Origin of the sequence: Corallococcus praedator (assembly GCF_003612125.1) — a bacterium.
Classification (GTDB): Bacteria; Myxococcota; Myxococcia; order Myxococcales; family Myxococcaceae; genus Corallococcus; species Corallococcus praedator.
On sequence record NZ_RAWI01000055.1, the window covers coordinates 1 to 22,836 of the forward strand.

Consider the following 22,836-nt stretch of genomic DNA (forward strand, 5'->3'; position numbering starts at 1 on the left):
AATGGGGACCGGGGCGGGGTGGGACAAAGCAGCCTGCCAGGCCCTTCATTGCGGCTTCGCGGAACACTGTCACCCGGCCCCTCCCGCGTGCTAAGCGGCGGGCACCATGCCGAACGTCGTCGTCATCGGAGCGCAGTGGGGAGATGAGGGGAAGGGCAAGGTCGTTGACCTGCTCACCGAGCATGCCCAGGTGGTCGTCCGTTTCCAGGGCGGCAACAACGCGGGGCATACGCTGGTGGTGGGAGGCCAGAAGACCGTCCTTCACCTGATTCCCTCGGGCATCCTTCACCCGGGCAAGACGTGTGTCATTGGCAACGGGGTGGTGGTGGATCCCGCCGTCCTCGTCGGAGAGATCGACGCGCTCAAGGTGCGCGGCTTCCTCAAGGATGATGCGCAGCTGCTCATCTCCGACAACGCCCACGTCATCTTCCCGTGGCACAAGCTGCTGGACAGCTTCCGGGAGAAGGCCCGTGGCGGCAGCGCCATTGGCACCACCGGTCGTGGCATCGGTCCGGCCTACGAGGACAAGGTGGCGCGCCGGGGCATCCGCGTGCGCGACCTGCTCCACCCGGAGCGCCTGCGCCGTCGCATCGACGAGCGCCTGCCGTCCGCGCTGGACGAACTCAAGGACCTCTGCGCCCAGGCGGGCGTGGACGTGCCCCGCATGGAGACGCCGCAGATCCACGCGGAGTTCACCGCGCTGGGCGACCGGCTGCGTCCCTACGTGCACGACGTGTCGCTCTTCCTCTCCGAGCAGGTCCGCCGGGGCGCCCGCATCCTCTTCGAGGGCGCGCAGGGCACGCTGCTGGACGTGGACCACGGCACCTATCCGTTCGTGACCAGCTCCAACTGCGTGGCGGGCAACGCCGCGGTGGGCTCGGGTCTGGGGCCCACGGCCATCGACAAGGTAATGGGCATCAGCAAGGCCTACACGACGCGCGTGGGCGGCGGTCCGTTCCCCACGGAGCTGAGTGACGAGCTGGGCGACCGGTTGCGCAAGGTGGGCGACGAGTTCGGCGCGACCACCGGCCGTCCCCGCCGCTGCGGCTGGCTGGACGGCGTGGTGCTGCGCTACGCGGTGCGCGTCAACGGCCTGTGGGGCATCGCGCTCACCAAGCTGGACGTGCTGAGCGGCATCAAGACGCTCAACATCTGCAACGCGTACGACCTGGACGGCGCGCGCGTCACGGAGCTGCCCGGCGACTACGAGGACCTGGCGCGCGTGAAGCCCATCTACGAGTCGCTGCCCGGCTGGGATGAGAAGCTCGCCGGTGTGCGCACCTTCGATGAGCTGCCGGAAGCCGCCAAGCGCTACGTGCGTCGCGTCGAAGAGGTCAGCGGCGTGCCCGTGGTGTGCGTGTCCGTGGGCGCGGACCGTGGTGAGACGGTGCTGCTGCAGAACCCCTTCCGCAGCTAGGAAGGGCGGAGGCGCCCGGCGGCGCCGGGGTTGGCCTTGAAGGGCCACCCCGGAAGGGCCTGCCGGGCGTGTCCGAAGCTCCCCACCCCGGCCGTGGTGTCGCCGTGCGCATGTCCCGCGCGCCGCACGTGGCCACTGGCGAGCAACCCCACCGCGTGAGCCTGGGCGGCTTGCCGGACACGTCCGACGCACATCCCGCGGTCCTTGTGGAAGCCGGGCGTGACGGGTGGACATGCGGCTGGATGATCTGGACCGGCGCAACCTGGGCTACGGTGGGGCCATCCCCCGCATCAGGTCGGGCATGGGGATCCCCCTTCGTCGATCGCAAGGTCGGCTGACGGACGGTGGGGTCGCGGATCCGTCAGGGACCGTGGCTCGCAGGCAGTAGAAATCCTCGCCCGCCGGGGGCAAGGACGGGAGAGGGACATGGTTCGCACGCGCAGGTTCCAGCTCGCTGTGTCGGCGGTGGTGTTGTTCGGCACGGCGTCGACGTCCGCCTGGGGGCAGGGGACGGCCCCGGCGAAGGGGAGCGTCACCCGCCCGGCCTCGGGTGAGGCAGGTGCCCGGGCGGCCACACCGACTGCCGAGGCGAAGACGCCTGCGGTCCCCACGCAGGCTCCCGCCGCCGAGGCGAAGACCGAAGCTGCCGCGCCTGCTCCCGCGACCGGTGAAGTGAAGACCGAGGCCAAGACGGAGACCAAGACCGAGGCCAAGCCCGCGGGCAAGAAGTCCTCCAAGAAGACCACCACCAAGACCACCGAGAAGACCGAGAAGGCCGCGGAGTAATCCCGCCGCAGCACCGTCTGCCCGCCTCCAAGGGACGGACATGACGCCGTGCCCGACAGGGGCGCCTTCTTCACGAAGGTGCCCCTGTTGTCGTTCGTGCGATGCCGTGCGCGGGAAGCCTCCACCGTCTTCCAGCGCGCGTGTTCCGACTGAATAAAGAAACCCGCTGTCCCCTCTACACCCGCGATGACGATGACCACGCAATCACGCGCTGGCAGAGCGTCATCAGACCTTCGAGACCCATCATGAAGACCTTCATCGCCGCCGCCGCCCTGTTCGCCGCCACCGCCGCCTTCGCCACCACTCCCGCCAAGGCGCCCGCCGCCAAGACGGAGACGGCCCCCGCGTCCAGCGACGTGAAGGCCGACCCCTCCACGGAGACCAAGACGGAGACCAAGACCGAGGCGAAGAGCGAGACCAAGCCCTCCGGCCGCACGCAGACCCTCAAGCAGGGCACCACCGGCTCGAAGACCCTCGACAAGACCACCGAGACGAAGACCGAGACCACCACCGAGTCCGTCAAGGCGCCCGGCACCAAGTAGTCCCCGAACCAAGGACGCCGTGCCCGACGGGGGCTCCCTCTTCACGAGGGTGCCCCTGTCGTCGTTTCCGGCACCGGACGCTCCAAAACATTCTTCTTCTTAGGGTTTCAGCAAAACCACCATTTGACAGCGACAGAAGAATCCTGCTTAATGGGCTTTAGGTGGATGCCGGTGCATCCACGACAAGAAGGGGCGTCCCCCTCCCCCCCTTCAAGCGAGACGGTCATGGTGGAAGCGTTCACGAAGGTGTCCGAAGCCTCCCGGTTGCTGCTGGACAAGGGCCTGTGCGCGGCCACGGGCGCGGAAGCGCTGGGCATGGTGGCCCGCACCCTGAAGGTGGATCGCGCCTGCATCTTCGAGAACCGCACCACCAATCTGGCGGGCCGGTTCCTCACGGACCTGCGCCACGCGTGGGCGGAGCCCGGCGTCGTGTCCCCGCACGCGCACCCGGTGCTGCGCGCGTTCGCGATGCGCGACTACGCGCTCTCCTGGATGGACATGCTGGAGGCGGGGATGGTGGTCTCCTGCGCGTCCCGCGAGGCGCCGCCCCTGATGCGCGAGGTCCTGGAGCGCCAGGGCGTCCAGTCCGTGCTCCTGTGCCCCATCATCCCGGCCAAGCAGTGGTGGGGGTTCGTGGCCTTCGAGGACTGCCACCAGGCGCGCGTGTGGCGCCCCGAAGAGGTGTCGCTGCTCAAGTCGCTGGCGCGGGCCATTGGCGCGTCGGTGCGGCACGCGAACATGCGCTCCTCGCTGTCACAGGTGCGCACCAACCTCACCAGCGTGCTGCGCCCCGCCTCCGGGGATACCTGAGCGCACCCGGGTCACGGCTGCCCGCCCGCCATGCGGACGGGGAGGGAGCCGGGAGCAGGCGAGGAGCGGTAACGCGGCGCCCCGTTTCTGCTACCCTCGCCGCCCTGCGACCCGCCCATGTCCTCGATTGAGCCCACCGCCATCAGCCGTGCCCGGACCCCTGACCTCATCAGCGGCTACCGCCTGGAGAAGCTCGTTGGTGCCGGTGGCATGGGGGAGGTCCACAAGGCCACCCAGCTCTCGCTTGGCCGCACGGTCGCGGTAAAGCTGCTCAACACGGAGCTGGCCAAGGACCCGTCGTTCATCGCGCGCTTCCAGAAGGAAGCCGCCGCGCTGGCGACGCTGAGCCACCCCCACGTCGTCGCCATCGTCGACAAGGGGAAGACGGAGAACACCTACTACCTGGTGATGGAGTTCGTGGACGGGCCGTCCCTGCGCGAGCTCATGCGCAGCCCGCAGATGGACACGCCGGTGCTGCTGCGCCGGATGCTGGAGATCTGCCGCGCCATCGAATACGCGCACGGCCGGGGCGTCATCCACCGCGACCTGAAGCCGGAGAACATCCTGCTGGATCAGCAGGCCGGCGGCATCGCGAAGGTGTCCGACTTCGGGCTCGCGTCCTTCCTGGACGACTCCACGGTGGCGTCGCGCTACGCGCTCACGTCCACGCACGTGTCCATGGGGACCATCTCGTACATGGCGCCCGAGCAGCGCGTGGACGCGAAGAGCGCGGACGCGCGCGCGGACATCTTCTCCCTGGGCGTCATCCTCTACGAGACCTTCACCGGCGAGGTGCCGCTGGGCACCTTCGATCCTCCGTCGCGCAAGCGCTCGGGGCTGGACCCGCGCGTGGACGCCATCGTGATGCGGTGCCTCAAGCCGGATCCGGATGACCGCTACCAGACGGTGGGCGCGCTCATCGCGGAGCTGGAACCGCTGGTGCCCGGCGGCATGCTGTCCATGCCTCCCATGCGGCTGACGCGCATGGAGCGGGCGAAGCGGACCGTGAGGAGCGCGGTGCGCGTGGTGGCGCAGACGACCGCGACGCTGCTGGTGCTGGCGTCGGTGGGCGTGCTGGGCGTGGCGTACTACCGCGGCGGACAGGTCCGGGCGCAGCCGGTGATGCCGGGCGCCGCCATCATGGCGGAGCACGCGCACGCGGACCCGCAGCGCAGCGCACCCGGCCGGCGCGAGGACGTGCTCCCGGGCAAGCAGCGCGTGACGGTGGGCGAGGGGCCGGATCAACTGGCGGTTCCCATGGCCGGCAGGCCCGTGCTCTTCGAGAACAAGGCCGTCGTCTTCCCGCCCCTGAACCTCCCGCTTTTCTTCGCGAGCAAGGACGAGAACGTGGCGCGCGTGGGACGGGTGCGCGCGGACGTGATGGGGCTGGTGGGCGGCGTCGCCCGGCTGACCGCGCGCGTGCGCGCCGAATCGCCGCCCCCCACGATGAAGCGCCGCGTGAGGGCCCTGTTGGAGGGCCCGCCGCCGGACGCGGTGGCCGCGCTGATGCTGATGGGCCGGGACGGCCGCTACGTGGCCCTGGTGCACCATGGCGCGGGCGCGCCCCTGGCCCTGGAGTGGGCGCTGGGCGAGCGCAGCGGCACCATGCTGGGCCAGCCGTCCCCCCAGGGTGAGGCGCGCCTGGAGCTGTTCGTCACCGAGGAGGGCGTGATGCAGGCCTTCATCGGGCAGGGCAAGGATCAGCGCCCCATCGCGGAGCCGCTGAACCTGGGCCCGGACTGGCAGAGCCACTTCGGCGAGCCGCCCACGCCGGCCGTCGGCTGCATCGAAGGCACGTGCAGCATCGAAGGGTTCACCTACACCGTGGACCGGCCCTCGCCCGCGGTGGAGACCCCGTCCCCGCCCGTGGTGGTGGCCTCGCCGGGGGGATTGCATTATCCCTCGACTCCCCTATGCGCACCTTCCGCCGCGGCCTGACCGCGCTCGCCCTCGTCGCTGGCCTCACCGGCTGTCCCCGGCCGTCCTCCGTCGTCGCGCCCCACGTGCTCGAGTCCGCCGCCGAGCGCGCCGGCAAGGGTGACGCGGAGGCGCGCACGCTCGCGTTCGCGGGCTTCCACGCGTACCTCGTCGCGGGGGACGTGGCGCTCGCCCAGCAGCGCTTCGACGCCGCCGTGCAGAAGGACCCCGGCGACCCGTACGCCCTGGAGGGGCAGGCGCTGCTCGCCCGGCGCAAGGGCCAGTCCGACCGCGCGCTCGCGGCGTCGCTGGAGCTGGTGAAGCGCGCCCCCCGCCACCCGCTGGCCGCCATCGCCGCGCGGTACATGTTGGACCGCGTGGGCACGTCGCGCGCGGAGGACGACGCCATCCTCAAGGGCGTGGACGCCGCGCTCACGGCGGGCGCCCAGGGTGAGACGGCCTACCTGCTGCGCGCCTCGCGCCTGTCGGTGGCGAGCATCCGCGTGGACACGGCGGCCCAGGCCCAGGCGCTCAAGGACCTGGGCGGCGCGAGCGAGGCCTCGCTGGTGGGCCCCTTCTCGCCCTTCCACGTGCTGTCCATCCAGGAGCCCATCGCCCCGGAGAAGGACGGCTCGTTCGCGGGCCCCTTCACGGGCGCGTACGGAGCGCTGCCCGCGCGCACGCTGCGCTCGCCGGACGGTCGGCTGGACCTGGGCGGAGAGCCCGGCCACGGGGACATGTACGCGCTGGGCATCGACGCGGAGGTGGCGGAGGCCGGCGTGTACGTGCTGCGCACGGTGAGCCAGACGTCGCACCGCGTGCTGATGGATGGCGCCCCGGTGCTGGAGCGCAACGACTGGGCCCGCACCACGTCCACCGTGTCCGTGAAGGCGCTGGAGCTTCCCGCGGGCAAGCACCGCTTCGTCGTGAAGATGGCCAAGGACAACACCCAGGGCGGCCTCACGTTCGCGCTGCTCAAGGCGGACGGGAGCGCGTCCCAGGTGCGCCTCACCGCCGCCACCGGCCCCGCGCCGCGCTGGAACGCCACCCTGGACGAGGCCGAGGCCGCCTCCGTCTTCCCGGGCGCGGAGGACCTGGCGCAGGCCCTCCAGTCCGAGGCCGGGGAGACGCTGGGCGCGTTCCTCGCGGTGCGCGATGGCCTGTCGCGCGACCCGGACGGCACGCGGCGGCTGATGGCGAAGCTGGAAGCCACGACGCCCGCGGTGCTGGCCCTGCGCGCGGAGCAGGCCGCGCAGGACCGCGGCATCCCGTCCAAGGTGGCGCGCGGCCGGGCCACGCGCGACCTGGAAGCGGCGCTGGCCAAGGACCCGGGCAACGTGGCCGCGCTGCTCCTGCGCGCGGACCTGTTCCTGGATGACGGCCAGGCGGCCACCGCGCTGGAGACGCTGAAGTCAGCGCGCGACGCGGTGAAGCCCGGGGGCTTCCCGGTACACCTGCTGCTCGCCCGCGCGGCGCTGGCGCTGGACGTGGACGCGCAGGCGGAGACCTCCCTGGCCGCGGCGCTGGAAGCCCAGCCGGGACTGTGTGAAGCGCTGGGCCTCCAGTACTCGCTGGCGAAGCGCCGGGACGCGGTGGCGCGCACCGACGAGCTGGTGAAGGCCCAGGAGGGCTGCCCCGGCGCGGACGCGCGGCTCGTGGAGCACCTGCGCACGCGGGGCGACATGGAGGCGACGGCCAAGGGCTACGCGCGGCTGCTCGCGCAGGACCCCGACAACCTCACCAACGCCGCGGCGCTGTCCGGCATCTACGTCAGCCTGCGCCGCTACGACGACGCGGCGAAGGTGCTCCAGGCCCAGGCCGCCGTGTGGCCGCGCAACACGGAGCTGCTCAAGCGGCTGGCGGACGTGCGCGAGTACGCGGGCCAGCGCGAGGAGGCGCTCAAGCTGCGCGAGCAGGCGCTGAAGCTGGACGGCAGCGACCTGCCGCTGCGCCGCGCGGTGGAGCGCGCGAAGACGGGCAAGGAGCTGCTCGCGGCCTACGCCATCGACGGCAAGGAAGCGCTGAAGGCCTACGAGGCGGCCCCCATCACCGGCGGCAGCGCGGCGGCGTACGTGCTGGACGCGGCGGCGGTGCAGGCCTTCCCGGACGGCTCCCTCGTCAATCGCATCCACACCATCCAGAAGGCGCTGGAGCAGTCGGGCATTCAGGACATCGCGGAGGTGAACATCCCCCGGGGCGCGCAGGTGCTGGCGCTGCGCACGCTCAAGGCCGACGGCCGCGTGCTGGAGCCGGAGAACTTCGAGGGCAAGGACGCGGTCAGCCTCCCCGGCGTGCAGGTGGGTGACTCCGTGGAGGTCGAATACCTGCTGGCCGAGGGCGAGCGGGGCCCCGCGCAGCCGGGCTTCACCGCGTCCGCCTTCTACTTTCAGATCGCCAACCAGCCGAACGCGTGGAGCACGTACACCGTCGTCGCGCCCAAGGGCAGCGGCATGAAGGTGGACGCGCACGGCATGAAGGCGCCGCCCCCGGAGGTGAAGGGCGACGTGGAGGTGTTCCACTACGACGCGCGCCGCGTGCCGCCGTTCCTCCCGGAGCCGGACGCGCCGCCCACGGGCAACGAATACCTGCCCTTCGTGATGGTGGGCGCGGGCGAGACGGGCAACGACGGGCTGGCGCGCGTGTACGGCGACGCCTTCCAGGACCGGTGGATCCGCTCCGCGGAGGTGGAGGCGTTCGCGCGCGAAGCCGTGGGCGACAAGAAGGGCCTGGAGGCGGTGAAGGCGCTGCACGCCGCGGTGATGAAGCGCTTCTCCGGACGGGACGCGAGCCTCGCGCAGTCCGCGGCCTCCACCGTGGCGCAGGACCGGGGCAGCCGGCTGTCGGTGATGAAGGCGGGCCTGGAGACGCTGGGCATCCCGTCGCGCGTGGCGGCGATCCGCACCTTCAACACCGACCCCGCGCCCTACCTGTTCCCGGCGGACGCGCTCTTGCCCTACGCGGCGCTGCGCGTGGAGGTGCCGGGCGAGTCCCCCGTGTGGCTGGACACGTCCGTGCGCTTCGGCCCCTTCGGCGAGCTGCCCGAGGCGGCCATGGGCGAGCGCGAGGCGTACCTGCTGCCGGAGCCCGGCAAGCCGCTGGAGAAGGTGAAGACGCCGCCGCTCAAGCCGCGCGCGGGCAAGACCGTGAAGCTCACGCTGGAGATTGGCACCGACGGCAAGCTCACCGGCAAGGGCGAGGAGACCTACTCCGGCTTCGATGCCGCGCAGATCGCCGAGGCCTTCGAGCAGCTCTCCGCGGAGAGCCGCAACCAGGCGCTCCAGGGCGCGGTGGGGCGCTACTTCGGCGGCGCGGAGCTGTCGTCCGCGAAGCAGGAGCGCATCGAGGAGGTCGGCGCGCCCTTCGTGCTGCGCTACGCGTTCACCGTGCCCCGCTTCGGGCGCATGGAGGGCGACGGCCGCATGGCCATGGGCCCCCTCACCTTCCCCGCCCTGCTGGGCCGGCGCTACGTGCAGGTCAGCTCCCGCACCACGCCGCTCTACCTCGACGACACGGAGGCCAGCCGCACCGAGGTCACCCTCACCATGCCCCAGGGCTGGAAGCTCAGCGACCCGCAGGCGGGCCTGAAGGTGGACAGCGAGTTCGGCCACTTCACCCGCGCGGAGAAGCAGGACGGCCGCACGCTCTCCATCGCGGAGTCCATCCTGCTGCCCCGCGCGCGCATCGCCCCCAACCAGTACGAGAAGTTCTCCGCCTTCGCCGGGGACGTGGACCTGCTCCAGGTGCGCGAGCTGTTCCTCGTGAAGCAGTAGCCGCCTGCGACCCGACATTCCAGGAATACAGTTATTCCTGACTGATAACGTCTTGTGCTAACGGGCTCCTGGCCGGGGTGGTTGCTCCGGCCAGGAGCCTGTTCACATGAGACAGCAGGATTGGATTTCGCTCGGGGCGTGCGCGCTGTTGGGATTGCTTGGCGCGGGGTGTGGTGCTCCGGCCGCGGTGGACGGCGCGACGGGGCCGGCCCCCGAACTGGACACGCAGCGCGCGGGCGCGGCGGTGAAGGTCAGCAAGGCCGTGGGCAAGAAGGTGTACGTGCACCTGATGCCCTGGTTCGAGACGCGGGCCACGTCGGGCAACGGCGGCTGGGGCATCCACTGGACCATGGCCAACCAGAACCCGGACGTGGTGGACGGCTCCGGGCGGCGGCAGATTGCGTCGTACTACTACCCGCTCATCGGGCCGTACGGCTCCGGGGACAGGGACGTCATCGAGTACCAGCTGCTGCTCATGAAGTACGCGGGCGTGGACGGGGTGCTCATCGACTGGCCGGGCACCATCAACGCGTTCGACTATCCGAAGAACCGCGCCAACAGCGAGGCCGTCATCGCGCAGACGGCGGCGGTGGGGCTGGACTTCGCGGTGGTGTACGAGGACCACAACGCCACGCTCGCCTACAACGGCGGCTTCATCACCGACAAGCTGGGCGCCGCGCGCAACGACATGGCGTACCTGCGCGACCGGTACTTCAACCAGCCCAACTACATCCGGCAGGACAACGCGCCGCTGCTGCTCGTCTTCGGGCCGCAGACGTTCCAGTCCCCGGGTGAGTGGACGAACGTCTTCTCCCCGTTGAGCCAGAAGCCCACCTTCCTGACGCTCTGGTACGAGTCGGGGGAGGCGGGCGGCAACGCGAAGGGCGAGTTCGCGTGGATCTACCCGGACTTCACGGCGGGCCTCACGCACTTCTACAACAACCAGCCGTCGCCCCTGAAGTTCGGCTCCGTGTACCCGGGCTTCCGTTCGTTCTACGCGGCGGGCGGCTGGGGCGGGCCCACGTGGGAGATTGCCCACAACGGGCTCAACAGCTTCAACCAGACGCTGGACCTGGCGAAGAACGCGGCCAGCATCAACCACTTCCAGATCAACACCTGGAACGACTACGGCGAGGGGACGATGATCGAACCCACGCGCGAGTTCGGCTACGGCTTCCTCACGTCACTCCAGCAAAAGCTGGGCGTGCCGTATTCGCAGAGCGAGCTGGAGCTCATCAACACGCTCTACCAGCAGCGCAAGCAGTACGCGGGGGACGGCAACAAGCAGGCGCAGCTCAACCAGGCGGCCGCCGCGCTGTCGGCGCTGGACGTCACCCAGGCGCGCAACATCCTCAACGGGGGCGGTGGCGGCGGCACGGGCGTGTCCATCACCAACGGCGGCTTCGAGTCCGGCATGACGGGCTGGACGACGTGGACGCCCAACAACACCTCGGGCGCGGCCTTCTCGGAGACGTACAACGGCGGGCACAACAGCGCGAACCACCTGACGCACTGGAGCGGCTCTCCGTTCGAGACGTGGACGTACCAGGCGGTGTCCGGGCTGGCGTCCGGCAGCTACAAGGTCCGCGCGTGGGTGCGCAAGGGCGGCGGCTTCGACATGGCGCGCTTGCAGGTGAAGGCGTGCGTCTCCTGCACGTTCGCGTTCACGGAGCTGGGCACGTATGGGGACTGGACCCAGGTGGAGACGCCCGCCGTGTCCGTGACGGGCGGGTTCCTGGAGTTCGGCTTCCACACGCGCGCCCTCACCGGCAACACCGCCAACTTCATCCACATGGATGACGTGTCGGTCATCAAGCTGTAGCGCGCCTTTTATTTTCTCTAGGCTCTCCACTTAACGCATTTCACGCCTGCGCTTATCGGCCGGTTCCGAGGAGCTTTGAATCGGCCGATATCTTTTTGGCAAACGCGGCCGCTACTCCCGAGGGCTCAGTTCCGCCAGGTAGCGGATGATTCCCGGCAGAACCAGAATCGATTCATTGTGGCGGCTACCGAAGCGAAGCTTTCCGTCAATCAACCCTCCGATGGACTTCTGGCGCCAGTTGTCGGGCAGGTAATCCAACAGCTTCGGGTAATGAGACAGCTTCTCGTCACCAAGGTTCTCAATGTTCCAAAGCTGGTTGCCATGGGAGAAGTCGATCGTCGGGAGGCGTCCCAGGAACTTCTCTGCTACCTCGCGCCCTTCCGGCTTCCTGCCCCAAAGGATCTCAAAGTACACACGGGCGATTGACTTCAAGAGGGCCGGCTGAGCGGCTACAGATTGACCACGGTCGAAGATTCCGGGGATCTTGGTTACAGCAGTCCAGAAGGCCCAAGCGTCCTCTTCACGTTCAATAACAGAAGCAGTCGCTCCCGAAATGGTCGTCTGATTGAGAAAAAGCCGCGCATTAACAGCATTGAGGGAGTCGAGCTTCATCCACTGCGGGTCATCCCAATCAACACGCCCCTCTTCCACAATCGACACGCCCTCGAACATCGGATCGCTCTTGAGCCGGTGCGTGAAGATGTTGATCGGGTTCGACTGATCGAAAGCCTGCGCCTGACTGGTCGATACAGTCTTCTGCAAGTTATTCAAGTCGTGAAAAAGCTGTTTCTCCTGTTCGATCGTCAATCCGAAGTGGATCTCGATCGTAATCGAGAATCGCTCAGTGAAGTACGACATTGCCTCATGCCAAAAAGGCGCTGCATCTTCGTGAACCTGCTTCAGTTCAGCGGGAACCAAACCACCAGACTTGGTGTATTTGCGGTCGCGCGTCACCTGCTGAAGGTAGTCACGCACCAGTCCCCAAGCGAGTCGACGGTGCTGGCCATCCACGATCCAGAGTGTCTGGTTCGAGCGAAGCTTCAGAATCAGTTCACCGGCGGATTCAGGGATCGGAACCACCGTGATGTCACTCATTTCATCCCGAATGGATGCGACAACCGGCGCCCATGCGTAATAGGGCTGGTTTCCGAGATCAGTCTTAATATTTTCGATCTCGGTGGGGAGTTTCCGGCCCGCGTCTTCCCACTTCTTGCTGGTGAAATTGACTAGGCCCTTGAAAATGAACCGCGCCATCTTGTGGGCATGGGTCATGTCCGGCTTGCGCTGAGTAACCGGTCCCTTCAGTGGATCATTACCCACCATGGACTGGAGAAGGAACGTCCCCATATCCACGGTGGTAACCATCGTATTCGAGCCGAGATTAAGCGCTCGTTTCACACGCAACTCGATGAAGCGATTGCCCCCTGAGTAGTCCAGCATATCTGCGAGGGTCGTCTCCCTAGGGCCAGCAACGTGCAGCTTAGAGGGGGTAGCGGTGTGACTATCCGACATTGGGCATCATCCTTAGAGCCACCAGGCTCATCGTTTTTGGCAACCAGGCGAAAGGATTCTTTCGACCAGGCGAACGCTATATTCATCGAGCGCTGGCGCCTTGTCAACGCCTGGCGAGCAGAAAGTCGCATGCCCCTGGTGGGATCTTACCGCCAGGCGGACTTTACACTCCCGCCTGGCAAGACCGACGCACCGCGCCATGGTCAAGTTTCTGATCGACCCGTTGTCTGTGGGGTGGTGTGACTTGCTTTGACCTCAAGAGGAGCTTGGCTCTGCCAAAGAGTCGGTCGAGACAAGCTCACGGCTGCTGGAAGATGGCGACGCTCGGCGTGCCGTCCTCGCCGATGTAGCCGCGATACATGCCGGTGGAGTTGAAGGGCATGGCCACGGTGCCCTGGCGGTCCATGGCGATGACACCGCCCTCGCCCCCGGCCTTCACCAGCACATCGTGGATGACGACGTTGGCGGCCTCCGGCAGCGGCAGGTCCTGGTACTCGACGCGGGCGCAGATGTCGCGTGCCACCGTGTAGCGGATGAAGAACTCGCCGTGCCCGGTGGCGGACACCGCGCAGCGTTCGTCCGCGTAGGTGCCCGCGCCGATGATGGGCGAGTCCCCGACACGGCCGAAGCGCTTGTTGGTCATCCCGCCCGTGGACGTGCCCGCCGCGAGGTTGCCTTGCTGGTCCAACGCCACCGCGCCCACCGTGCCGAACTTGTGGTCCCCCGTCACCGGATCCATGCCTGGCTCCAGCGATGAGGCAGGAGACTTCCCAGACGTCGCGGGTGGTTGCCCCGGCGTCGCGGGCTGCGGTCCCTGCTGCGTGGATGGAGATGCCGGCGACACAGGCGAGGCTCCTGGCGTCGCGGGCGGCTCACCCGGCGATACAGGCGCTGCTCCTGGCGTCCCGGCTGGCGGTTGCGTCGCGGGAGGCTGGCTCGGTGTGGCGGGCGGAGCCGCCTTCGCCTTCTCCTGCTCCAACGCGCGCTGGAGCCCCTGCCAGCGCTCCTCCGTGTAGAAGTACTTCGCATCCACCAGGGGCATGCCCTGCGACTGGGCGAAGGCCTCCGCGCCGTCGCCCACCATCATCACGTGCGGCGACTTCTCCATCACCCGCCGCGCCAGGTCGATGGGGTTCTGGATGTGGCGCACGCCGGCCACCGCGCCCGCCGCGCGCGTCTTCCCATCCATCAGCGCCGCATCCAGTTCATTCACGCCGTCGTGGTTGAACACCGCGCCCTTGCCGGCGTTGAAGTACGGCGAGTCCTCCAGCACGTGGATGGCGGCCGTCACCGCATCCAGGCTGCGGCCTCCCTTCGCCAGCACCGCGTGCCCCGCCTGGAGCGCCTGGGTGAGCACGGCACGCATCGCGGCCTCGCGCTCCGGGGACAGGTTCTCGCGGGAGATGACACCCGCGCCGCCGTGGATGACCAGCCCCCACTTCGGCTTCACCCGGGGCGGTGCATCCGTGCGCAGGACCGCCTCGTCGCGCGCCTGGGTAGACGTGGCACAACCGAGCGGGGCCAGCAGCAACGCGGCGCCAGCAAGCAGGCTTCGGTGCAACCAGGGAGAGAACGATGAGGACATGCCGTTGCGCCTCCTGAAGGGGCCTGACCTAAAGCTGTTCGTTCGCGCGCGTCCAGGCCCTCCGCCAGGGAGGGGCAAGCCAGCGGAATCCCGAGCCCCTGTCCGCCTGCCTGCCCTCCGCTTCCCCTCCCGGCAGGGCATGTACACCCTGCATCATTGGGCTGTCGGAGAACCACGGACATCGGGAGGGTTTGGGCAATGAGGACGCTGAAGGGGATGCGGGTGGCTGTACTGGCGGCGGATGGCTTCGAGCAGGTGGAGCTGACGCGGCCCGTGAAGCGCCTGGAGCGCGAGGGCGCCCAGGTCACCATCGTCTCCCTCCACAAGGGTCGCATCCGGGGCATGAACCTGTTGGTGCCCGGCAAGAAGGTCCGCGTGGACGCCACGCTGCGCGAGGTGAAGGCCGCGGACTTCGACGCGCTGCTCCTTCCCGGCGGCTTCATGAACCCGGACTTCCTCAGGCAGAGCGCGCTGGCGCTGGACTTCGTGCGCGACGCGGACCTGTTGGACCTGCCCATCGCGGTCATCTGCCACGGACCGTGGCTGCTCGCCTCCGCGGGGCTCCTGGAGGGCCGTCACCTCACGTCATGGCCCGGCATCCGCAACGACCTGGAGAACGCGGGCGCGCACTGGACGGACGAACCGGTGGTGCGCGACGGCAACTGGGTCTCCAGCCGGGGACCGCACGACCTGCTCGCCTTCGAGCACGCGTTCGTGCAGCTCTTCGCCGAGCGCATGACACCCGCCATCGCCCAGCGCGAAGCGACCGCGCCGAGCTGGCCCAAATGGGTCGCGGGCGGATTGGCCGCCGTGGCCACGCTGGGACTCGTGGCCCGGGGCCGTAAAGCGCTGGCCTGAGACGTCAGGGCAGACGCCCCGCGACTTCACATCCAGCCGAGCTGGAGCTTCGCCACGTCCGTCATGCGGCTCTGGTCCCACTGCGGCTCCCAGACCAGCTCCACCTGGGTCTCCTTCACGCCGGGCACGGAGGACACCTTCTGTCGCACGTCCTCCACCAGCACCTGCCCCATGCCGCACCCGGGCGCAGTCAGCGTCATCTCGATGGACACGCGCTGCCCGCCTTCTTCCAGCGGCGTCGCCTTGCACGTGTACACCAGACCCAGCTCCACGATGTTCACCGGGATCTCCGGGTCATACACCGTGCGCAGCTGCTCCCAGACCTGCTCCTCGTGGAACTCCCCGGGCGTGCCTTCCGCCGCGTCTTCCGGCGGCTTCGCCTTCGCCGCGTAGTCCTCGCCCAGCACCGACGCGTTCCGCTCGTCGATGCGGAAGAGCTGGCCGTACGGGTCCTGCACCGTGACGTTGCCGCCCAGCGTCTGCACCACCGTCAACTCGGAGCCCGCCGGCAGCAACACCTTGTCCCCACTGGGGATGAGCATCGCGTCCACGTCGCGCTCGATGACCGTCATCGCACCTCGCATCGCGTCCCCTCCCCTATTCCGTCGACACCGACGTGGAGCGGCCATCCAGCGCCGCGTGCAGCGTGTGCCACGCCAGGCTCGCGCACTTCACCCGGGCCGGAAACTCACTCACGCCCGACAGCACCGCCAGCTTGCCCAGGGCCTCCGGATCCACCTTCTCCGGCCCTTCCGTCACCAGCGTGTGCACGCGCTCGAAGAGCGCCTCCGCCTCCGCGCGCGTCTTGTCCTTCACCGCGCCCGTCATCAGCGACGCGGACGCCTTGGAGATGGCGCACCCCTGTCCCTGGAAGCCGATGTCGCGGATGACGTCGCCGTCCATCTTCAGCGTGACGGAGAGCTGGTCTCCACACAGCGGGTTGTAGCCCTCCGCCGTGCACGTCGCGCCCTCCACCACCCGGAAGTTGCGCGGGCGCTTGGAGTGCTCCAGCACCACCTCCTGGTAGAGGTCCTTGAGGTCTGAACTCACGCGAACACCTCCCTCACCTTGTGCAGGCCCTTCACCAACGCATCCACGTCTTGCGGCGTGTTGTAGAGCGCCAGCGACGCGCGCACCGTGGCCGCCACCCCGAAGCGCTGCATCAACGGCTGGGCGCAGTGGTGCCCCGTGCGAATGCAGATGCCTTCCTGGTCCAGGATGGTGCCCACGTCGTGCGGGTGCACGTCCCCCAGCGTGAAGGACAGCACGCCCGTCTTCTTCGGCGCCGTGCCCACCAGCTTCAGGCCCGGCACCGCCTCCAGCGCCTGCGTCGCGTAGGCGAGCAGCCACTGGTCATGCTGCGCGATGGCGGACAGCCCCACGCCCTCCAGGTAGCGGATGGCCGCGCCCAACCCCACCGCGCCCGCCATGTCCGGCGTGCCCGCCTCGAAGCGGTGCGGCACGCGGTTGTAGACGGTCTTCTCCATCGTCACGGAGAGGATCATGTCCCCGCCGCCCTGGTACGGCGGCAGCGACTCCAGCATGGCCAGCTTGCCATACAGCACGCCGATGCCCGTGGGCCCGAAGAGCTTGTGCCCGCTGAAGGCGAAGAAGTCACAGTCCAGGTCCTGCACGTCCACCGGGAAGTGCGTCACCGACTGCGCCCCGTCCACCAGCACCGGGATGTTCTTCGCGTGCGCCTTCGCCACCAGCGCCTTGATGGGATTGATGGAGCCCAGGGCGTTGGACACATGCGTGATGGCCAAGAGGCGCGTGCGCTCCGTGAGCAGCGCGTCCACCGCGTCCATTTTCAGTTCGCCCCGGTCATCCACCGGAATCACGCGCAGCTTCGCGCCCGCCGCGTCGCACACCATCTGCCAGGGCACGATGTTGGAGTGGTGCTCCATGGCGGAGATGAGCACCTCATCGCCCGGGCCCACGTGCTTGCGGCCGTAGGTGGCGGCCACCAGGTTGATGGCCTCCGTGGTGCCGCGCACGAAGACGATCTCCCGCGCGTCCTTCGCGTTGAGGAAGCGGCGCACCGTCTCGCGAGCATCCTCGTACGCCTGCGTGGAGCGCTCGGAGAGGATGTGCACGCCCCGGTGCACGTTGGCGTTGTCGTGCGTGTAGTAGCGCGTCAGCGCGTCCAGCACCGCCTGCGGCTTCTGACCGGTGGCCGCGCTGTCCAGGTACACCAGCGGACGGCCCCGTACCTCCTGCCGCAGCAGGGGGAAGTCTCCCCGCACGCGCTCCAGGTCGAATCCAGGCCCCGTCATCCCGTCACCTCCGGCCGGGCACCGCCCGGCAGCTTCGCCGACAACAACGCCTCCACCCGCTCGCGCACCGGACCCGCCGGCACCGCGAGCACCAGCTCGCTCGCGAACGCCTGCGTCAGCATCCGCTCCGCCTCCGGCTTCGGGATGCCGCGCGAGCGCAGGTAGAACAGCGCCGTGTCATCCAGCCGGCCCACCGCCGTGCCGTGGGCGCACTTCACGTCGTCCGCCAGGATCTCCAACTGCGGCCGCGTGTCCACCTGCGCGCCCTCCGACAACAGGAGGTTGCGGTTGGTCTGGCTCGCGTCCGTCTTCTGCGCGTCCTCGCGCACCCGGATGCGACCGTGGAACGTGCCGCGCGAGCGGTCATCCAGCACGCCCTTGTAGACCTCCCGGCTGGAGCAGCGGGGCACCGCGTGGTCCAGGTCGGTGCGGTTGTCCAGGTGCTGCGTGCCCCGGCCCACGAACAGGCCGTTGAGCAGGCACTCCCCGCCTTCACCCGCGAACAACGCATGCACTTCGTTGCGGGCCAGCGCTCCACCAAAGGAGAAGGCGTGCGACTGGAAGCGGCTGTCGCGCCCCTGCCGCGAATACAGCCCGCCCAGGTGCAGCGTGGCGTCGCCCTCCGTCTGGAGCTTGTAGTGGTGCAGGCTCGCGTTGTCGCCCAGCGACACCTCCGTCACCGCGTTGGTGAAGGTCGCCTCCGTCCCCAACCCGGCGTACGTCTCCACCAGCGTGGCCTCGCTGCCCTCGCCCGCCACGACGACGACGCGGGGGCTGGCCAGCACCGGCCCGCTCCCACCGCGCGACAGGAAGAGCAGCTGCACCGGCACCTCGCTCAGGGCCCGGGGCGCGAGCGTGAGCAGCGCGCCCTCCTCCAGCAGCGCGGCGTTCAGCGACGTGAAGGCATTGGCCCCCAGCCGCGTGCGCTGGCCCAGCGTCCGCTCCAGCAGCTCACCGTCCTCGCGCAGCGCCTGCGACAGCGGCTTGAGCACCACGCCGCGCGGCAGGCCGGTGAGCACCGACAGCGCCGGCACGAAGCGGCCATCCACGAAGACGAGCCGGGGTCCGGGCAGGGCCAGCCGCGCCACCGCCGCCGCCACGTCCTCCCCCGCGTAGACATCCCGCGCGGGCTGGAACGGGAGCGCCGACAGCGTGGACACCGGCGTGTACTTCCACTCCTCGTCCTTCGACGTGGGCAGGCCCCGCGCCTCGAAGTGGCGCAGGCCCTCCGCGCGCAGCGTCCTGAGCCACGCCGGATCGTTCGCGCTTCCGCGCGCCTGGAAGGTCCGGGCGACTTCCAGGTAGTGCGCAAGGCCCGCGCTCATCGCCGCGCCTCCTTCGCCTTGCCGGCCCCGACGCCCTCCCCGCCCAGCCAGCCGTAGCCCTTCTCCTCCAGCTCCAACGCCAGCTCGCGTCCGCCCGAGCGCACGATGCGGCCCGCCGCCATCACGTGCACGTGGTCCGGCACGATGTAGTCCAGCAGCCGCTGGTAGTGCGTAATCACGACCATGGACCGGTCCGGCGCGCGCAGCGCGTTCACGCCCCCCGCGACGACGCGCAGGGCGTCGATGTCCAGGCCCGAGTCCGTCTCGTCCAGCAGCGCCAGCTTCGGCTGGAGCACCGCCATCTGGAAGATTTCATTGCGCTTCTTCTCACCGCCGGAGAAGCCCTCGTTCACCGAGCGGCCCATGAAGGCGCTGTCCAGCTCCACCAGCTTCGCCTTGTCCTTGGCCAGCTGCATGAAGTCCATGGCGTCCAGCTCCTCCTCGCCCTTCGCGCGGCGCTTCGCGTTGAGCGCGGTGCGCAGGAAGTGCAGGTTGCCCACGCCGGGGATCTCCACCGGGTACTGGAACGCCAGGAACACGCCAGCCTGCGAGCGCGCCTCGGGCGACAGGCCCAGCAGGTCGTTGCCATCGAAGCGCACCGAGCCCTGCGTCACCGTGTACGTCTCACGACCCGCCAGCACGCCCGCGAGCGTGCTCTTGCCGGAGCCGTTGGGCCCCATGATGGCGTGCACCTCTCCGGGGCGGACCTCCAGGTTGATGCCCTTGAGGATCTCCTTGTCGCCCACCCGGGCGTGCAGGTCCTGAATGCTGAGCAGCGACATCACCCCACGCTCCCTTCCAGGCTCACGCCCAACAGCTTCTGCGCTTCCACCGCGAACTCCATGGGCAGCTCCTTGAAGACCTGCCGGCAGAAGCCATTCACGATCATCGACACCGCGTCCTCCTGGGAGATGCCCCGCTGCCGGCAGTAGAAGAGCTGGTCCTCGCCAATCTTCGACGTGGAAGCCTCGTGCTCCACCTGCGCGGTCGAGTTCTTCACCTCGATGTACGGCAGCGTGTGGGCGCCGCACTTGTCACCGAGCAGCAGGGAATCGCATTGCGTGTGATTGCGCGCGTTCGCCGCGCTCTTGAGAATCTTCACCTGTCCCCGGTACGTGTTCTGGCCACGCCCGGCGGAGATGCCCTTGGACACGATGGTGGAGCGGGTGTTCTTCCCGATGTGGATCATCTTCGTGCCCGTGTCCGCCTGCTGCCGGTGGTTGGTGAGCGCCACCGAGTAGAACTCGCCCACCGAGTCATCCCCCTTGAGGATGACGCTGGGGTACTTCCAGGTGATGGCCGAGCCCGTCTCCACCTGGGTCCACGAAATCTTGGAGCCCTTGTGCGCGATGCCGCGCTTGGTGACGAAGTTGTAGATGCCGCCCTTGCCTTCGGCGTCACCCGGGTACCAGTTCTGCACCGTGCTGTATTTGATGGACGCGCCGTCCAGCGCCACCAGCTCCACCACCGCGGCGTGCAACTGGTTGGTGTCGCGCATGGGCGCGGTGCAGCCCTCCAGGTAGCTCACGGAGGCGCCCTCGTCCGCGACGAGCAGCGTGCGTTCGAACTGGCCCGTGTCCGCCGCGTTGATGCGGAAGTACGTGGACAGCTCCATGGGGCACTTCACGCCCTTGGGCACGTAGCAGAAGGAGCCGTCGCTGAAGACCGCGGAGTTGAGCGCCGCGAAGAAGTTGTCGGAGAACGGCACCACCGTGCCCAGGTAGCGCTCCACCAGCTCCGGGTGCTCCTTCACCGCTTCGGAGAACGAGCAGAAGATGACGCCCGCCTTGTAGAGCTTCTCGCGGAACGTGGTGGCCACCGACACGGAGTCGAACACCGCGTCCACCGCCACGTTCTGCAACCGCTTCTGCTCCTCCAGCGGGATGCCCAGCTTCTCGTAGGTGCGCAGGATTTCGGGATCCACCTGCGACAGGCTGTCCTTCAGCGGCTTCTGCTTCGGCGCCGAGTAGTAGCGGATGGCCTGGTAGTCGATGGGGTTGTACTTCACCGCCTGCCACGTGGGCTCGCGCAGGGTCAGCCAGTGCCGGTAGGCCTTCAGGCGCCAGTCGAGCATGAAGCCCGGCTCGCCCTTCTTGCGCGACAGCAGGCGGATGACGTCCTCGTCCAGGCCGGGCGGCAGCGTGTCCGACTCCACCTGCGTGACGAAGCCTGCCTGATAGCCCTTGCGGGTGAGCTCCTGGAGGGTTTCGGTGCTGCTCATGACCGGACTCCCGTCGCGGAAGGAGGAAGGGCGCTGTTCACGGATCCGCTCACACCGGTGGCCCCCGCCGGCAGGCCCAGGCCCACCAGCCGCTCCGGCATGCGGGGAGCCGGCGCGCGCAGGTCCGCCAACGTCAGCTTCCCCAGCGCTTCCTGGATGGCTTGATTGATGAGCCGCCAGTGGCCTCGCACCTGGCAGACGGACTCCAGCTCACAAGGCACGGCGGGCGCGGTGTGCTGGCCACACTCGGTGAGGGCCACCGGGCCCTCCAGCGCGCTGACCAGCTCCGCCAGGGAGATGGCCTCCGCGGGACGCGCCAGGCCGTAGCCGCCGCTGGCGCCCCGGTGGGACACCACCAGCCCCGCCTGCAGCAGGCCCTTGAGCACCTTGCTCGCGGAAGGAAGGGAGACACGCGTGCGTGCCGCCAGCTCGCGCGTGGTCCGGGTGTCCCCGTCCGCGCGTGCCAGCTCGGCCATCAGCACGATGCCGTAGTCGGTCATCTTGCTCATCCGGAGCATGAGTGGGGGTCTCTCCTGTGCCTGCCGTGGCGTCGCGGGCCCGATGCCCGACGGCCTCTTACGTAATCTGGACCTATTCAGTCCACATTCAAATCAGGGGCGCTCCCCTGTCCCTGCCGGGAGGGCCGCCAGGGTGGGGAGCGCACACCGACGTGCCGTGCGGGTTCGCCGCGCTCCACCGGTCAAGCTAGGGTGCGGCCGTCCGCTTTCCGGTCGAGGAGCCCCCCTGATGCGCCATCCCCTGCCCCTTGTGCTCACCGCGCTGGCCCTGGCCCTGGTGGGCTGTGAGAAGAAGTCCGCCGCGCCCGCACCCGCCCCCACGTCCCAGGACGCGAAGGCCACCACCGCCCCGTCGGGTCCTCCGCCGGAGGGGAGCATCCTCATCGGCGAGGTGGGCAGCCTCACCGGCTCCGAGGCCACCTTCGGCATCTCCGCGCGCAACGGCATCGACCTGGCGCTGCAGGAGGCCAACGCCGCGGGCGGCGTGAGGGGCCAGAAGCTGGTGGTGCGCGTCTACGACAGCCAGGGCCGTCCTGAAGAGGGCGCCCAGGCCGCCACGCGGCTCATCGCGCAGGACAAGGTGGTGGCGCTGTTGGGTGAGGCCGCGTCCTCCGTGTCCATGGCCATGGCGGACAAGGCGCAGGCCGGGCGCGTGCCCATGATCACCCCCACGTCCACCAGCCCGGAGGTGACGAAGAAGGGCGACTACATCTTCCGCGTCTGCTTCATCGACCCGTTCCAGGGCCTGGTGATGGCGAAGTTCGCGCGGGAGAACCTGAAGCTGTCCAAGGTGGCGATGCTCGTGGACAACAAGAGCGCCTTCTCCGTGGGCCTGGCGGAGGTGTTCAACGAGAAGTTCAAGGCGTTCGGCGGGGAGGTGCTCACCCAGGAGAGCTACTCCAAGGGCGACACGGACTTCCGCGCGCAGCTGACCGCCATCAAGAACCGCAAGCCGGAGGCCGTGTTCGTGCCCGGCTACTACACGGACGTGGGCATCATCGCGAGGCAGGCGCGCGAGGTGGGCCTGCGCGTTCCGCTGCTGGGCGGTGACGGGTGGGACTCCGACAAGCTCTTCGAGCTGGGCGGATCCGCGCTGGAGGGCAGCTACTTCTCCAACCACTACTCGCCGGACAACCCGGACCCCGTCGTCCAGAACTTCCTCAAGAAGTACAAGGGCGCCTACGGCGCGGTGCCGGACAGCGTAGCGGTGCTGGCGTACGACGCCGCGCGGCTGCTGGTGGATGCGATGAAGCGCGCGCCGGACACCTCCGGGCCCGCCATCCGCGACGCCATCGCCGCGACGAAGGACTTTCCGGGGGTCGCGGGCACCATCAACCTGGACGCCAACCGCGACGCGGTGAAGCAGGCCGTGGTGATGAAGGTCGAAGGCGGCAAGGCGGTGTTCGTCACCACCGTGAAGCCCTGAAGCTTCCGCATCCGTCCCCCGGGCCGTGAAGGCCCGGGGTCCTCCCCTGAC

At 68.9% G+C, this 22,836-nt stretch carries 18 protein-coding genes; 9 read left to right on the top strand and 9 right to left on the bottom strand.

The window, feature by feature from the left end:
• Positions 1 to 106 precede the first annotated feature (106 nt).
• The 7 genes from D7Y13_RS10080 to D7Y13_RS10110 all read left to right on the top strand — a co-directional run bounded on the left by D7Y13_RS10080 (position 107) and on the right by D7Y13_RS10110 (position 11,064).
• Complete coding sequence (locus D7Y13_RS10080) at positions 107 to 1,417, top strand: adenylosuccinate synthase (RefSeq protein ID WP_120538457.1); 1,311 nt, start codon at positions 107 to 109, stop codon at positions 1,415 to 1,417.
• A 426-nt stretch (positions 1,418 to 1,843) separates the two neighbouring features.
• A complete protein-coding gene (locus D7Y13_RS46875) occupies positions 1,844 to 2,203 on the top strand; it encodes a hypothetical protein (RefSeq protein ID WP_167508736.1) in 360 nt (119 codons plus the stop codon).
• A gap of 245 nt (positions 2,204 to 2,448) precedes the next feature.
• Entirely contained in the window at positions 2,449 to 2,745 is a 297-nt protein-coding gene (locus tag D7Y13_RS10090; RefSeq protein ID WP_120538280.1) for a hypothetical protein, read from the top strand.
• A 225-nt stretch (positions 2,746 to 2,970) separates the two neighbouring features.
• Complete coding sequence (locus tag D7Y13_RS10095; RefSeq protein WP_120538281.1) at positions 2,971 to 3,555, top strand: GAF domain-containing protein; 585 nt, start codon at positions 2,971 to 2,973, stop codon at positions 3,553 to 3,555.
• Positions 3,556 to 3,672: 117 nt separating this feature from the next.
• Entirely contained in the window at positions 3,673 to 5,493 is a 1,821-nt protein-coding gene (locus tag D7Y13_RS10100) for a serine/threonine-protein kinase (RefSeq protein WP_120630671.1), read from the top strand.
• Complete coding sequence (locus D7Y13_RS10105; RefSeq protein WP_120582956.1) at positions 5,469 to 9,242, top strand: DUF3858 domain-containing protein; 3,774 nt, start codon at positions 5,469 to 5,471, stop codon at positions 9,240 to 9,242. Before D7Y13_RS10100 ends, D7Y13_RS10105 begins: the two co-directional genes overlap by 25 nt.
• Positions 9,243 to 9,348: 106 nt before the next feature.
• On the top strand, positions 9,349 to 11,064 hold the full coding sequence (locus D7Y13_RS10110) for a glycoside hydrolase family 99 protein (RefSeq protein ID WP_120582957.1): 1,716 nt from the start codon (positions 9,349 to 9,351) through the stop codon (positions 11,062 to 11,064).
• A 111-nt stretch (positions 11,065 to 11,175) separates the two neighbouring features.
• On the opposite strand, the gene D7Y13_RS10115 is transcribed toward D7Y13_RS10110, so the two are convergent.
• Positions 11,176 to 12,504 carry a DNA sulfur modification protein DndB gene (locus D7Y13_RS10115; RefSeq protein ID WP_158620319.1) on the bottom strand — a complete coding sequence of 443 codons (1,329 nt, stop codon included), beginning with the start codon at positions 12,502 to 12,504 and terminating at the stop codon, positions 11,176 to 11,178.
• Between the two features lie 370 nt (positions 12,505 to 12,874).
• Positions 12,875 to 14,161: an isoaspartyl peptidase/L-asparaginase family protein gene (locus D7Y13_RS10120; RefSeq protein WP_233595395.1), complete on the bottom strand. Its 1,287-nt coding sequence runs from the start codon at positions 14,159 to 14,161 to the stop codon at positions 12,875 to 12,877.
• 198 nt (positions 14,162 to 14,359) lie between these two features.
• Here D7Y13_RS10120 and D7Y13_RS10125 point away from each other — a divergent pair, with 198 nt between their 5' ends.
• Positions 14,360 to 15,019 (top strand): type 1 glutamine amidotransferase domain-containing protein, encoded by a 660-nt coding sequence (locus D7Y13_RS10125; RefSeq protein ID WP_120535179.1) that lies wholly within the window; start codon positions 14,360 to 14,362, stop codon positions 15,017 to 15,019.
• Between the two features lie 26 nt (positions 15,020 to 15,045).
• On the opposite strand, the gene sufT is transcribed toward D7Y13_RS10125, so the two are convergent.
• The 7 genes from sufT to D7Y13_RS10160 are packed head-to-tail and all read right to left on the bottom strand — an operon-like array spanning position 15,046 to position 21,359.
• Positions 15,046 to 15,603 carry a putative Fe-S cluster assembly protein SufT gene (gene sufT / locus D7Y13_RS10130; RefSeq protein WP_120535178.1) on the bottom strand — a complete coding sequence of 186 codons (558 nt, stop codon included), beginning with the start codon at positions 15,601 to 15,603 and terminating at the stop codon, positions 15,046 to 15,048.
• Between the two features lie 13 nt (positions 15,604 to 15,616).
• Positions 15,617 to 16,069 (bottom strand): Fe-S cluster assembly sulfur transfer protein SufU, encoded by a 453-nt coding sequence (gene sufU, locus D7Y13_RS10135; RefSeq protein WP_120535177.1) that lies wholly within the window; start codon positions 16,067 to 16,069, stop codon positions 15,617 to 15,619.
• The gene (locus tag D7Y13_RS10140; protein ID WP_120535176.1) at positions 16,066 to 17,295 is read right to left on the bottom strand and encodes a cysteine desulfurase; all 1,230 of its coding nucleotides are present in this window, start codon (positions 17,293 to 17,295) and stop codon (positions 16,066 to 16,068) included. Before D7Y13_RS10140 ends, sufU begins: the two co-directional genes overlap by 4 nt.
• Positions 17,292 to 18,620, bottom strand: coding sequence for a Fe-S cluster assembly protein SufD (gene sufD / locus D7Y13_RS10145; RefSeq protein WP_120582959.1), 1,329 nt, complete (start codon positions 18,618 to 18,620; stop codon positions 17,292 to 17,294). Before sufD ends, D7Y13_RS10140 begins: the two co-directional genes overlap by 4 nt.
• A complete protein-coding gene (gene sufC / locus D7Y13_RS10150) occupies positions 18,617 to 19,402 on the bottom strand; it encodes a Fe-S cluster assembly ATPase SufC (protein ID WP_120582960.1) in 786 nt (261 codons plus the stop codon). Before sufC ends, sufD begins: the two co-directional genes overlap by 4 nt.
• Positions 19,402 to 20,841, bottom strand: coding sequence for a Fe-S cluster assembly protein SufB (gene sufB, locus D7Y13_RS10155; protein WP_120535173.1), 1,440 nt, complete (start codon positions 20,839 to 20,841; stop codon positions 19,402 to 19,404). Before sufB ends, sufC begins: the two co-directional genes overlap by 1 nt.
• Positions 20,838 to 21,359 (bottom strand): SUF system Fe-S cluster assembly regulator, encoded by a 522-nt coding sequence (locus D7Y13_RS10160; protein ID WP_120535172.1) that lies wholly within the window; start codon positions 21,357 to 21,359, stop codon positions 20,838 to 20,840. The genes sufB and D7Y13_RS10160 overlap by 4 nt, the downstream gene beginning before the upstream one ends.
• 229 nt (positions 21,360 to 21,588) lie before the next feature.
• Between D7Y13_RS10160 and D7Y13_RS10165 the strand changes: the two genes are divergently transcribed.
• Positions 21,589 to 22,785 carry an ABC transporter substrate-binding protein gene (locus D7Y13_RS10165; RefSeq protein WP_120582961.1) on the top strand — a complete coding sequence of 399 codons (1,197 nt, stop codon included), beginning with the start codon at positions 21,589 to 21,591 and terminating at the stop codon, positions 22,783 to 22,785.
• Positions 22,786 to 22,836: the final 51 nt, after the last annotated feature.